This is a genomic window from Pseudofrankia coriaricola, from assembly GCF_001854805.1.
GTDB lineage: Bacteria > Actinomycetota > Actinomycetes > Frankiales > Frankiaceae > Pseudofrankia.
On record NZ_MBLO01000223.1, the window covers coordinates 91514 to 103941 of the forward strand.

Consider the following 12428-nt stretch of genomic DNA (forward strand, 5'->3'; position numbering starts at 1 on the left):
GCCAGGCGGCATCCCGCCGTTGCTAGGCTGCTGGGCGCAGGTGGTTCGAGCTCACGTCTCCCCCCGCGTCCTCACCCACCGGAGTGACGAGCGGCGCCGGCCGTGCCGACCCTGGTCCACCGCCGTGGCATCCAACCGGGTCAGCGGCAGGGCGCCGCGGCGTCCCGCGGAAAATCTCTTGAACTTGATTGCCATGCCGGGAGACGCTCGATGGTATGACCGTGCACCTGACGCACTGGGGGACATTCGAGGCCGTCAGCGATGGTGAGCGGCTGACCGACGTACGTCCGTGGCGCGGGGACCCGGAGCCGACGCCACTGATCGGCAATGTCGCGTCCGCACAGCATCACCCCGCCCGCATCGCCCGGCCGCACGTGCGCAAGGGCTGGCTGGACCATGGACCCGGCGCGCCGGGGCGCGGTGACGAGCCGTTCGTGCCCGTGTCGTGGGGCACCGCGCTTGACCTCCTGTCCGGGGAGTTGCGGCGGGTCTACCGGGACCACGGGGCCGAAGCCGTGTACGGCGGCTCCTACGGCTGGGCCAGCGCCGGCCGGTTCCACCATGCGCAGAGCCAGGTGCACCGATTCCTCAACTGCCTCGGCGGCTATGTGCGGCACGTCAACAGCTACAGTCTCGGCACCTCCACCGTGCTGCTGCCCTACGTGATCGCCGACATGAACACGCTGCAGACCTACGCCACGGCGAAGTCCGTGATCGCGGAGCACAGTGAGCTGGTGGTGGCCTTCGGCGGGGTGTCACCGAAGAACGCGGCGGTGTCTCCGGGCGGGGTGTCCCGGCACCATGCCCGCGGCTGGATGAGCGCCGCCCGGGCCCGCGGCTGCCGGTTCGTCTCCGTGAGCCCGCTGCGCGACGACACGCCTCCCGAGGCGGAGGCCGAATGGATCGCGCCGCGGCCCGGCACGGACGCCGCGCTGATGCTCGCGCTCGCCCAGGTCCTCGACGCCGACGGGCTGGCCGACACCGGCTTCCTCGACCGGTACACCGTCGGGTTCGCGCGGTTCGCCCGGTACCTGCGCGGCGAGGCGGACGGGGTCGTCAAGGATCCCGCGTGGGCTTCGGCGATCACTGGGGTGCCGGCGGCGCGCATCCGGGAACTCGCCCACGAGATGGCCGCGGCCCGGACCATGGTGAGCGTCAGCTGGTCGCTGCAGCGGGCCCGGCACGGGGAGCAGCCGCTGTGGCTCGGCGTCGTGCTCGCCGCGATGCTGGGCCAGATCGGGCTGCCGGGCGGCGGCTTCGGCCACGGGTACGGGTCCGCGGCCCTGGTCGGCGAGCCTGCGCCGCAGCTTCCGGTACCGGCGCTGCGGCAGGGGCGGAACGCGGTGTCCGCGTTCATCCCTGTAGCGCGGATCGCCGACATGCTGTTGAATCCCGGTGTTTCCTATGACTACAACGGGCAGCGGCTGACCTACCCCGACATCCGGCTCGTGTACTGGGCCGGCGGCAACCCGTTCCATCACCACCAGGACCTCGCCCGGCTGCGCGAGGCGTTCACCCGCCCGGAGACGGTCGTGGTGCACGACCCGTTCTGGACGGCGACCGCCCGCCACGCCGACATCGTGCTGCCGGCAACGATGAGCATCGAGCGGGATGACTTCGGCTCGGGGCAGAATGACCGGATGTTCTTCCCGATGCCAGCCTTGACCCGGCCGCATCGCGAGGCCCGGGACGACTACGCGATCTTCTCTGACCTGGCGGAGAGGCTGGGTGTGGGGAAGGACTTCACCGAGGGCCGCACCGCGATGGAGTGGCTGCGGTACCTGTATGACGAGTGGCGGGATTCGCTCGCTTCACGGGGTTCGCTCGCGGAGCGGGGGCGGGTTTCGGTTCCGGATTTTGACTCGTTCTGGGCGGGCGACGGCATCGAACTGCCGGTGGCCAGCGAGCCACAGGTGGCGTTCACCGAGTTCCGTCTTGACCCGGAGAAGCATCCGCTCAGCACGCCCACCGGGAAGATCGAGATCTTCTCCTCGACCATCGACGGTTACGGGTACCCGGACTGCCCGGGCCACCCGGTCTGGCTTGAGCCGGAGGAGTGGCTCGGCTCGGTCGCCGCTGGGCGCTTCGGCCTGCAGCTGGTCGCCAACCAGCCGAAGGCGCGGCTACACAGCCAGCTGGATGTGGGCGCGCACAGCCAGTCGGTCAAGATCGCCGGGCGTGAGCCGGTGCGGATGCACCCTTCCGACGCGGACGCCCGCGGGCTTCGCGGCGGGGACCTCGTGCGGATCTTCAATGACCGAGGTGCCTGCCTGGCTGGGCTGGCGGTGGATGATGCGGTGCGTCCCGGGGTCGCGCAGTTGTCCACCGGGGCCTGGTACGACCCCGACCCGGCCGATCCGGGCTTCTGCCGGCACGGCAATCCGAACGTGCTCACCGCCGACCTTCCCTCGTCTCACCTCAGCCAGGGGTGCACGGGGCAGTTGGCGCTCGTGGAGGTTGAGGCGTACCGGGGTGTGCCGCCGGAGGTTGCGGTCACCCGGCCGCCTGTGACCGCCTGAAGCGCGAGCTTCGAGCGAAGCCAGAGTGGCCCACTGCCGCCGGCGGCGCTTCGTTATCGGAGGCCAACGGGATATCCGTTGAAAATTTCCTCAGTGCGACCGGAATCCCGAACTCCGCAAGGCGCTCCGGGACGCTTCCTCACACGATCTGGACAGAGATGAAGGGGACGGCCGCGTCCAGATGCCGTCCACCATTGTCGTGGCCTCGGCCGGGCACCGCCGTTCACGTGAGCCGGCAGGACCGTGAGCCGGCAGGACATGCATCGCCGACGAGATCGAGCGTGTGCGGCGCCTGCTCGATAGCGTCCTGGGCATAGGCGGCCTGCTCGTACCGCGGTGCGTGGAGACCGCCACTGCATGAAGGCCACACAGGCTGGCCGAGCCCCCGAGCCGTTCCGTCAACCGCGGGCGTCCGTCGTGGCGTGTAGTGGACGACGGTGGTCTGCCCGAGCCTGACTATTCTTCGGCTGGTGTCGACCCTCATCTGGATCAACGGTCCGAACGCCGTCGGGAAGACCCAGGTCGCCCACAACCTGCACCGCAGACTGCCCGGAAGCTTCATCAGCGACCCCGAGCACCTCGGCTTCGCCATGCGCCGGATGCTCCCGAAGCCCCGCCGCATGGACTTTCGCGACATCCCCCTGTGGCGCGATGCGGTCAGCGAGATGCTCCACCTTGCTCTCCAAGGGCCCGAGGACCCGGTGATCGCACCGATGACCATCCTCGATCCCGGCCTGCTCTCCGGCCTGACGGCCTCGGCCCGCGCCGCCGGACACCACGTCGATCACGTCACGCTCCTCGCCGACCGCACGACGATGATCCGCCGCGTCCACCGACGGTGTGAGACATCCCGCAGCTACAGCGCCCGCCACCTCGACCACGCCCTCGACGTCCTGCAAGCCCCCGAGTTCGCCCGCCATCTCCCCACCGACACCCTGTCGATCTCCGCCGTAGCGGACGACATCGCAAGCCACGCCGGGTTCACGCCCGGTCCCGACACATCAGGGCGACTGGTGCAACATGGACGCCAACTCGCCGTCCAGCTACGCCACATCCGCCTCAACGCTTGAAGATCCTTGGACTTGTCGCTGGCCGTCGACGCCGAAAGCGCGCCAGATCCGCTGGCCGGCGGCCCGGCAGGTCCTGCTCCCGCGCGCCCGGACCGTCCCGACCAGATGAGACGACCCGTGCCGTGGACGACCAGAGTTGAGCTAATCATCCGCCGCTGATCGGTGGTAGCACGGCGATTTCGTCGTCCGCGCGGCAGGGAGTGCGGCGAACGTCGCCGTGGAGTATCTCTCCGTTGATCCAGACCCGCGAGGTGGCCAGCACCCGCGCGAAATCGGCACCGAAGCGCAGGCGAGCCTCATCCAGCACCTCCCCGAGCGTGCTGCCGGGAATCACGTGCGCGGCTTGGCCCGCGGCCTCCCGCGCGGACGCGAACAGCAGGACGGTGGGCATGTCGCCCTCCTTCGTTTCGTCAGCCGCCGATGTAGGACATCTCCACACGCTCGCTGCCGGACGGGATGCGGCGCCCCCGCAATTCCGAGTAGCGATCCTCCCGGGTACTCCACAGCTCTCGGATGGCCGACAGCAGGTCTTCGTCTCCCGCTCCGGTGCGCAGCAACGCCCGTAGGTCGGTGCCTCCGGACGAGAACAGGCATGTGTGGACCCTCCCGTCGGCTGACAGCCGGGCGCGGGTGCATCCCCCGCAGAACGGTCGAGTGACCGACGCGATGACGCCGATCTCGCCCGCGCCGTCCCGGAAGCGGTACCGGGTGGCCACCTCCCCGTGGTGGTCGGGCGGGAGCGGTTCGAGCGGGTAGCGACTGTCGATCAAGCTCACGATCTCGGCGGCTGGTACGACCTCGTCCAGCTTCCACTCGTTCGTCGCGCCGACATCCATGTACTCGATGAACCGCGGGATGTGGCCAGTTCCCCGAAACAGGTCGACCATCGGTAGTACAGACAGGTCGTTGATCCCTCGTTTGATGACCATGTTCACCTTGATCGGCGACAGGCCAGCACACGACGCGGCGTCGATCCCGGCTAGCACCCGCCGCACCGGCATCTTGGTGTCGGCGAGCGCACCGAACACGTCGTCGTCGAGTGTGTCGAGGCTCACCGTCACCCGCCGCAGCCCGGCGGCGGCAAGGGGCGCCGCCTTGCTCGGCAAGAGCACACCGTTGGTCGTCATCGTGAGGTCGATCCCGGGAATCGCGGCGAGCAACCGGACGAGGTCTTCGACGCCGCGGCGCAGCAGCGGTTCACCGCCGGTGAGCCGCAGCTTGCGCACTCCCAGTGAGACGAACAACCTTCCCAGGCGGGCGATCTCGTCGAAAGTCAGCAGGTCGGCCGACTCGAGGTAGCGGTGCCCGGGGCCGAAGTGTTCCCGTGGCATGCAGTACCGGCACCGGAGGTTGCACCGGTCGGTGACGGAGATGCGGAGGTCACGCAGAGGACGGTCGCGACGGTCGATGGTCGGCGGGATCATCGGGTCACCGCTTCCGGTTCGTCCGCGGGGCGCCAACGGCGTGCCGCGGTGGTGACGTCCTCGATCAGTTGCCCGGTCGGAACCCAGGCGCTCGTGCCATCGGCTCCACGTTCGCGCTTCCATACCGGCACGCATTCCTTGATGACGTCGATGCAGAACCGACCTGCGCTGAACGCTTCGCCGCGGTGGGGCGCGGAAACCACGACCAGCACGCTCGCCTCCCCCAGCGGCACCTGCCCGACCCGGTGCAACAGTGCCAAGCGTCCCAAACTGGGCCACCGCTCACGCGCGCTGATGGCAATCTGACGAAGGCGCGGCTCGACAAGGCGGTCGAATGCCTCGTAGTCGATGTCGACAATGCCGACGCGGTCGCCGTTGTGGTCCCGGACCGTACCCGTGAACATCACGACGGCGCCGCACGTTGGAACGGTGGCCCACTCGATCATCTCGGAGACCGGGACGCGGCCATGGGTCAGGCCAACCCGGAAATCCTCGACCAGTTCTTCCGGACCGCAGATCTGACCATTCATGACGGAATCACTATCCGCTTCCCCGGCTCGGCGGGCCGGCATCGAACTTAGTCTTGGGGTGATTAAGCACCAGCATCTCGCTCCGCGCGACGAACTTTTTACAGATGGTGACGAAGGGGCATGCCCAAGCCTCCATTTACCGACGTTTTACACGAGGAAAACCATCGGCGCACCTTGGCGGCTAAAATCTCGTCCAACCAGCGTTCGCCGCCCGGTTTCAGACGGTGGGCGCGCCGCCGCGGTACGCCAAGTTCGATGTCGCACCAGCGGGACGAGACGGCACAGACACGAGTGAGGTCGGTCACCATGTCGGTGGACTCGGGCGAAGTGAGTACGAACCGGCACAACGTCTGGCGCGACCTGCTCCGGGATCACTTCGTCACCTTGGACGTTGCCACCGAACGGGACGACGCTTCGTTCGGCGGAGCGGTGCGCAGTGACCTCCTCGGCCACCTGAGGGTGTCCGACGTCAGCTCCGTTGATCAGGACATCATCCGGACCGGCGAGCTGCTGCGCCGCGACCGCGAACGGTATTTCCAGGTCGGCCTGGTCCGGCGCGGCGAAGCCCGGGTGGTGCAGGACGGCCGCGAATCGGTCCTGCGCCCCGGCGACTTCGTCGTCTACGAAACCGAACGCCCCTTTCAGTGGTGGCTCCGCTCGGACCAGCGATCGCCGCGATGGGACCTCGGCGTCTTCACCTGGCCGCGGGACACGATCCGGCTCAGCGACTGCGAATCCGCGGCGCTGACCTGCCACGCGTTGGACGGCGCCAAAGGCATCACCGGCATCCTGAGCCGGATGCTGACCGACCTGCTCTCCGCAAAACCGGTCGTCGGTGACACGAGCGCCATCCGGCTTGCGGACGAAATTGGGGAGTTGGTTGCCACCGTGGCCGCGGAGGCCTGTGGCCTCGCCGGAGACAGCGATCAGCATTCGAGCCTCCTTCGGCAGATCGACGCCTACATCGATTCGCACCTCGATGACCCTGCACTGTCCTCCACGACGATCGCGCAGGCGCATTTCGTGTCGACGCGCCAGCTCCAGCGGATGTTCGCCCGCCGGGGACTGACGGTCTCCCAGGCGATCCGGCGCCGACGGCTGGATCGCTGCCGGCGCGATCTTATGACCGGCCGGGGAAGCCAACACACCCTCACCGAGATCTGCTTCCGCTGGGGGTTCACCGATCTGGCCACCTTCAGCCGGGCCTTCCGCGACGTCTACGGGATTTCCCCCTCCGCGTACCGGCAAGCCCGATCTCAGACGGCATCACTGGAGTGATGCGGCGCCTTCTCGATCTGTACCAGGGTGTCGGAGAAGGTGGGCGCATTACCCAGGTCGGCGAAGACTGTCGGATTCACCGAGGCCACGGTGGACCACGACGTCGCGTGCTTGCGCCAGCCGCCATAGCTCGACACGGTGACGCCGGACAACACGGAGCCGTCAACCTTCGCCTGTACGACGAAAGAACCTCGATCGTTGAACACCCGCACATAATCACCCGTCACGATTCGGCGCTCGCTGGCGTCCTGCGGGCTTATGAGGATCGTCGGCTCTCCCTGCACCCGGCGTTGGAAGGGCATATTTCCACCGCTGGAGTTCAAGTAAGCGTGCGCCTTCGGCGTGAGCAGATTGAGCGGATACTTCGCAGCCAACCCACCGTTAGAACGTGTTGACTCGCGAGGCGGGATGTAGTGCGGCAGTGGATCGACGCGACCGCCTGGCTGGTAGTCGTTGGACCCCTGCCGGAACAGCGGCACCACGAAATTGCCGGCGGCCGCCGCGGAGGAGAGAAACTCGACCTTGCCCGACGCCGTGGGAAAATTGCCCTCCGCATGCGGGGCGTACTCGTCCGGGAGCGGCACATTGAGACGCTGCCAGCCCCTCTCCTTCAACGACTCGACCGTGATGCCCTGCATAGCGGGGGCCGACCAGTCGAAGGCTTCGGCGATCATCTCCGCATCTGTGCGGCGGAACACTGGATCGGTGAAGCCCATCCGCGCAGCGAGGCGCCGGAACAGTTCCGTATTCGGTACCGCCTCACCCAGCGGCTCGATCGAACGCTGATTGTACGTGGCGTACAGGTGGCCCCAGGAGAACATGATGTCGTCCTGTTCCAGCTGGGTAGTGGCCGGCAGCACGATGTCGGCGAACTCGGCCGTGTCCGTCATGAACTGCTCACTCACCACAGTGAACAGGTCCTCCCGCCGCAGGCCCTCGAGCAGCTTGCCCTGGTCCGGACACACCACCACCGGATTGGAGTTGTAGACCATCAACGCCTTAATGGGCGGATCCAGGTCGAGGCCGCCGGTGAGCGCCCGACCCAGGAGATACTGGTTGACAACCCGCTTTCCGGGCTCGAGCAACTCCGGATGCATCATGGCGCCCCAGTTCACCGGGAACGCCCACAGAGGCAGCTGGAGAATCCCACCGCCTGGCTTACGCCAAGCGCCGACCAGTGCGGGCAGGCAGGACAGCGCGCGTACGGCCTGACCGCCGCCGGCATGTCGTTCCACCGCCACGCCGATGCGGATCACCGACGGTTGCGAGCCGGCGTAAGCGCGCGCGAGCCGGCGAATGTCCTCGGCGGGTACGCCGGTCTCCTCAGCCGCCCATTCCGGCGTGTACTGCTGAACCCGCGCGACCAGCTCGTCGTAGCCGACGGTGTAACGAGCGATGTAGTCCTCGTCCGTGAGCCCCTCGCTGATGATCACATGCATCATCGCGAGCGCCAGCGCGCCGTCAGTACCTGGACGGATCGGGATATGCCAGTCGGCCGCATTCGCGGTCCGGGTCTTCACCGGGTCCACCACCACGACCGTGGCGCCGCGCCTGCGTGCTTCAGCGATGAACGGCCACAGATGCAGGTTCGTGCTCATCACATTGCAAGCCCAGATCAGAATGAACTTCGAGTGGACCAGGCTTTCCGGATCTACACCCGCGCTGTCACCGATCGTCATCATGTAGGCCGTACACGAACCGGAGTCGCAGTAGGTCCGTTCCGCGATCGTCGCGCCGAGCTTGGCAAAGAACGGATCGCCGACATTGAGCCCGTTGAGGATTCCCTGAGTCCCCAGGTAGCTGCACGGCATGATCGACTCGGGACCGAACTCCGCCGAGATCGCCCGGAACCGCTCCGCGATCTCGTCCAGTGCCTCGTCCCAGCTGATCCGCTCGAACCTGCCACTGCCCTTCGGCCCCGTACGCCGCAGCGGATACAGCACCCGGTCAGGGCTGTACACCCGGTCAAGGTAGTTGTCGACCTTCACGCACAGGCCCCCACGAGTGAACGGGTGCTGGCGGTCACCGGCCACCTTCACAGCCTTGCCGTCGGTGACCGTGATCACCATCGCACACGTGTCGGGGCAGTCATGCGGACACGCACCCCGCACCACGGCAGTACCACTCGCCACGTCGGTTGCCCCCGCAGCTCCCATGAGCATCTCCTCGGATCGTGCCTGCCTCGATCGTGGAAGACCCGGGCCGAATACCGTGAGGCACCAGACGACAAGTTCTTGACCTGGCGCGACGGGACCCACCTCGGACCACCGACAACGTGCCCGAGCGCGCGCGCTGGCAGCATCGCCCTGCCCGGACACCCCAACCACACAGACGATCACTCCGACCGGCAGGTTCATGAAAAAGATCACCCGCCAACCCAGGCCGAGCACGTTCGCGTCCAGCAGCAGTCCGCCGAGTACCTGGCCGAGCAGGCCGCTAAGCGAGGCGGTCACGGAGAACCAGGCCAGTGCTCTCGTGCGTTCCTCGACCGGAAAGACATGCGTGATCAGGGCGAGGACCTGCGGAACCATCGCCGCGGCGGTCAGTCCTTGGACCAGCCGCGCGGCGACCAGCTCACCCGGCGTCCCCGCCATACCGCACGCCACCGACGCCACCGTGAAGCCGGCCACGCCGACGAGGAACATCGTCCGGTAGCCGAACAGGTCCCCGAGTCTTCCGCCGGTGACCAGACCCGTGGCGTAGGCGAAGGCGTACCCGCCGACGATCAGTTCCAGGCTCGCCGTCCCAGCGTTCAGGTCGTGCCGGACCGACGGGATCGCCACGTTGACCACGTTGAAGTCGAAGCCGTACATGAGCCGGCTGGCCCAAGGCCATGGAATGCCTGATGTTGGGCTGATGGTCGTTTCGTAGGCGCAGCGGATCTTCGGGTGCGGCTGGATGAGATCGGCCGAACGCCGCCGCGGCTGTCCGGCGCCGCGGCCGACGGCGACGCGCGCGAGGCACTTTCCTGGATCGAGGACACGACGATCTGGAACCGGGTGGATCTCGAGGACCTGCCCCCGGGGGCACGCCGCCCTGTTCCTCGGCTGCACCGACGCCTAACGGTTCGTCGGGCCAGCGCGGGATTGGCGGGCGGGCCTGGTTGGCCGGTCGAATCCGGCGATGTCCTGCGTCCACGGATCGGGGGCGAGACGATGGACGTCAAGCATCCGAGGTTCACGGGCGTGGAGGGAGCTGGTCTGCGATGGACGTCACGGGTTCCGCGGGAGGCGGTCGGCGCGCCGAGCGGATGGCGCAGGCCCGCCGGCTGGTCGGCCGGGCCCGACAGGACCGCACCGTGCCCTGGTACCTCGCGTTCGTCTGTACCGCGGTCGGGGCCGGCGCGTCGTTCGACGCGTTCGGCGGCGCCATCGGTTTCCTCTACGCCCTCGGGCTGTCCGCCGCGTTCGCCGCGCTGTCCTGGGGGACGCTGCGGCTGGTCCCGGCCGTGCTGGCGGACCTGAGCCAGGAAGGGTACGGCGCGTCGAGGACGTGGCTGACGCTGCTCCGCGCTCCGGTCACCGCCCGGGGCTTCCTCGTCCTGGCCGCCACCATCCCGGTCGCGGTGGCGCTGCTGAAGACGGTCGGGTTCTTCTTTCTCGGCGGGGTGGCGCTGGTGCTGGTCGCCACGGGTCTGGCCCTGGCCGTCGCGTGGGCGCTCAACCGCCCCTGACGACGGCGCGCCGCTCGACCGGGAGCCTTTGTCTCTCCGGAGATCGATCAGGAGCGACCTGGTGGACGGGCGCCGCGGCCGGCCACGTGGCGTGGCACACGCGCTCCGTCGCGACCCGGTTAGCCGTGCCAGGCCGGCAGGTCCATGTGGTGGAGGTACGAGTATGCGTTGTTGGGAGCCTTGATCGTGTAGCAGTGGGCGATGAAGTGCCAGCCGCCGGCATCCCGCTAACCCATGCAGAATGCCTGGTAGGGGATGGCGGCGCTGGTACAGACGAACACTTTCAAGATTGCGGGGCCCACGTATGCTGGGCGGCGGGTATCGCAAACTGTCGCGGTCGCCCCTGATTCCGGTCAGTTTGTGTATGGATTCCTCAGGCTCATCGGGGTACGTGCGATGTCGAGTGCTGGCTGAGGGAAGCGGGGGCCCGCCGTGTAGTAGCGGGCCCGGGTTCGGCCGACCGGCACCAGGACTTGAGCGGTGGTGAGGTCACGGAGATCGCGTTGCGCCTGCTGCAGGCTCAGACCCTCGGCGTGCTCGTACCGTGAGCGGCGGACGCGTCCAGCCATGGCCACGTCGTGCAGGGCGGTCACCACTCGCTCGTCCAGGTCGTTGCCGTCGGCGAACTCCGAGAGCGCGCCCCATACCCGTCCGGAGCGGTCGAGTCGGCCTTGCACGGTCTGGGCCTGCTGGTGATAGGCGGTCAGGTTGAAGCGGATCCAGCTCGAGACGTCCTGGTCGGGAGCGTATTTCGGGCCCCGGTCGGCAAGTTCGCGGTAGTAGTCCCAGGTGTTGCCGGGGCGGCCGAGCCATGCCTCGATGGACGAGAACTCCGGGGCGAGGACACCTTCGCGGGCGATCATGAGTGTCTGCAGCGAGCGGGACATCCGGCCGTTCCCGTCGGTCCAAGGGTGGATGGAGACAAGGTGCAGATGCGCCATAGCTGCCCGTACCAGCAGGTGGGTGTCGTTCTCGGTGTTGAGCCAGTCGACGAGTTCTTTCATCAGCGTGGGGACGGCATCGGCGTCTGGGGCGGTGTAGGCCGCGATGCTGGGGTCGCGGGCGTCCGTGACGTAGACGGGACCCCGGCGCCACTGTCCGGATGGCTTGCGCGCGGTGTGACGGTGGCCTTGCAATATCCAGTGCAGAGCGTTAAATAGGCCCTTGCTGTAGTTGAAGTCTTGGGCATCGTGGAGCGTCTGTATGTAGGTCATCATCCGCTGGTAGGCGAGGGTCTCCTCGCGGTTTTCGTCCGAGACCTCGACATCCCGCTCGCCATCTATTAGATCCTCGACATCGATCGTGGATACCTTGAAACCCTCGATGGAGTTTGAGGCCGCGACCGCATCGGCGGTCAGGAAATTCCGGAGCCCAGCAGTCCATTTCGACGGCATGGTCTGGACTTGGTGCCGCAGCGCCTGCCGCATGGCGTCGATCTCGTCAAGCACCCGATCATCGGCAGGTGTGAGGAACGGCGTGGGGTAGAGCATGCACAGATGATACTATGACGCAGTCATCACGTCAATCAGGTTTCAGTTCGGCCCAGGTCACCCGGCGGATCTCAGGGTGTGTTCGCCGCGGTGCGAACCGCGCCCGGCGCGCCCCGGGGCTCCAACCTGCCGCACGGTCCCCACTGAGCCGCAGACGGACGCCTAGGAGGATTACCCTCCCTGCATGCGAGATCCACCACGCGGACCACCTCGAACCGGCCGTCGAACGGCCGCGATACAGAAGAGTATTCGGTACCTCACAGTGCCGCGCGACGTGCATTGATGCAGCTCAGCACACCGCTAAGCCGAATAGTCCTCATAATCCTCCGGCCGTGGGTTCGAGCCCAATTCCGCTTAGTTAGGCCAAGACCAACCGGCATCACCGCGGGTCAGCGGTTAACGTGAAGATCGCGAAGGATCCAACTAAGTGGCATTGGGTTCGAT

At 67.3% G+C, this 12428-nt stretch carries 9 protein-coding genes; 4 read left to right on the plus strand and 5 right to left on the minus strand.

Translation table 11 applies throughout. The features are described from left to right. Positions 1–215: 215 nt before the first annotated feature. Positions 216–2519, plus strand: coding sequence for a molybdopterin guanine dinucleotide-containing S/N-oxide reductase (locus tag BCD48_RS27510; RefSeq protein ID WP_071051284.1), 2304 nt, complete (start codon positions 216–218; stop codon positions 2517–2519). Between the two features lie 470 nt (positions 2520–2989). Continuing rightward, positions 2990–3589, plus strand: coding sequence for an ATP-binding protein (locus BCD48_RS27515; RefSeq protein WP_241842025.1), 600 nt, complete (start codon positions 2990–2992; stop codon positions 3587–3589). Between the two features lie 145 nt (positions 3590–3734). Here the strand turns inward: BCD48_RS27515 and BCD48_RS27520 are convergent, their stop codons facing one another. From BCD48_RS27520 to BCD48_RS27530, 3 genes are read right to left on the minus strand one after another with little or no spacing between them, the layout of a single operon-like run. Next, positions 3735–3980, minus strand: a complete 246-nt coding sequence (locus tag BCD48_RS27520; protein WP_071051286.1) for a MoaD/ThiS family protein — start codon at positions 3978–3980, stop codon at positions 3735–3737. 19 nt (positions 3981–3999) lie between these two features. Then, complete coding sequence (gene moaA, locus BCD48_RS27525; RefSeq protein ID WP_083419282.1) at positions 4000–5013, minus strand: GTP 3',8-cyclase MoaA; 1014 nt, start codon at positions 5011–5013, stop codon at positions 4000–4002. Then, complete coding sequence (locus BCD48_RS27530; protein WP_071051287.1) at positions 5010–5543, minus strand: molybdenum cofactor biosynthesis protein MoaE; 534 nt, start codon at positions 5541–5543, stop codon at positions 5010–5012. Before BCD48_RS27530 ends, moaA begins: the two co-directional genes overlap by 4 nt. A 306-nt stretch (positions 5544–5849) precedes the next feature. On the opposite strand from BCD48_RS27530, the gene BCD48_RS27535 reads away from it, so the two are divergent. Then, positions 5850–6821: a helix-turn-helix domain-containing protein gene (locus BCD48_RS27535; RefSeq protein ID WP_071051378.1), complete on the plus strand. Its 972-nt coding sequence runs from the start codon at positions 5850–5852 to the stop codon at positions 6819–6821. Here BCD48_RS27535 and BCD48_RS27540 read toward each other — a convergent pair. Further along, a complete protein-coding gene (locus BCD48_RS27540; protein ID WP_083419284.1) occupies positions 6800–9634 on the minus strand; it encodes an MFS transporter in 2835 nt (944 codons plus the stop codon). The two genes, BCD48_RS27535 and BCD48_RS27540, sit on opposite strands and share 22 nt — an antisense overlap. A 392-nt stretch (positions 9635–10026) precedes the next feature. On the opposite strand from BCD48_RS27540, the gene BCD48_RS27545 reads away from it, so the two are divergent. Further along, a complete protein-coding gene (locus BCD48_RS27545; protein ID WP_071051288.1) occupies positions 10027–10494 on the plus strand; it encodes a hypothetical protein in 468 nt (155 codons plus the stop codon). A 353-nt stretch (positions 10495–10847) separates the two neighbouring features. Here BCD48_RS27545 and BCD48_RS27550 read toward each other — a convergent pair whose 3' ends face one another. Then, positions 10848–11984 (minus strand): Fic family protein, encoded by a 1137-nt coding sequence (locus BCD48_RS27550; RefSeq protein ID WP_071051289.1) that lies wholly within the window; start codon positions 11982–11984, stop codon positions 10848–10850. Positions 11985–12428 lie beyond the last annotated feature (444 nt).

What these genes read in the sequence shown, in the direction of transcription:
- moaA (WP_083419282.1), bottom strand. Translation starts at nt 5,013, where the DNA reads ATGATCCCGCCGACCATCGACCGTCGCGACCGTCCTCTGCGTGACCTC.
- BCD48_RS27545 (WP_071051288.1), top strand. Translation starts at nt 10,027, where the DNA reads ATGGACGTCACGGGTTCCGCGGGAGGCGGTCGGCGCGCCGAGCGGATG.
- BCD48_RS27535 (WP_071051378.1), top strand. Translation starts at nt 5,850, where the DNA reads ATGTCGGTGGACTCGGGCGAAGTGAGTACGAACCGGCACAACGTCTGG.
- BCD48_RS27540 (WP_083419284.1), bottom strand. Translation starts at nt 9,634, where the DNA reads ATGTACGGCTTCGACTTCAACGTGGTCAACGTGGCGATCCCGTCGGTC.
- BCD48_RS27550 (WP_071051289.1), bottom strand. Translation starts at nt 11,984, where the DNA reads ATGCTCTACCCCACGCCGTTCCTCACACCTGCCGATGATCGGGTGCTT.
- BCD48_RS27520 (WP_071051286.1), bottom strand. Translation starts at nt 3,980, where the DNA reads ATGCCCACCGTCCTGCTGTTCGCGTCCGCGCGGGAGGCCGCGGGCCAA.
- BCD48_RS27530 (WP_071051287.1), bottom strand. Translation starts at nt 5,543, where the DNA reads ATGAATGGTCAGATCTGCGGTCCGGAAGAACTGGTCGAGGATTTCCGG.
- BCD48_RS27510 (WP_071051284.1), top strand. Translation starts at nt 216, where the DNA reads ATGACCGTGCACCTGACGCACTGGGGGACATTCGAGGCCGTCAGCGAT.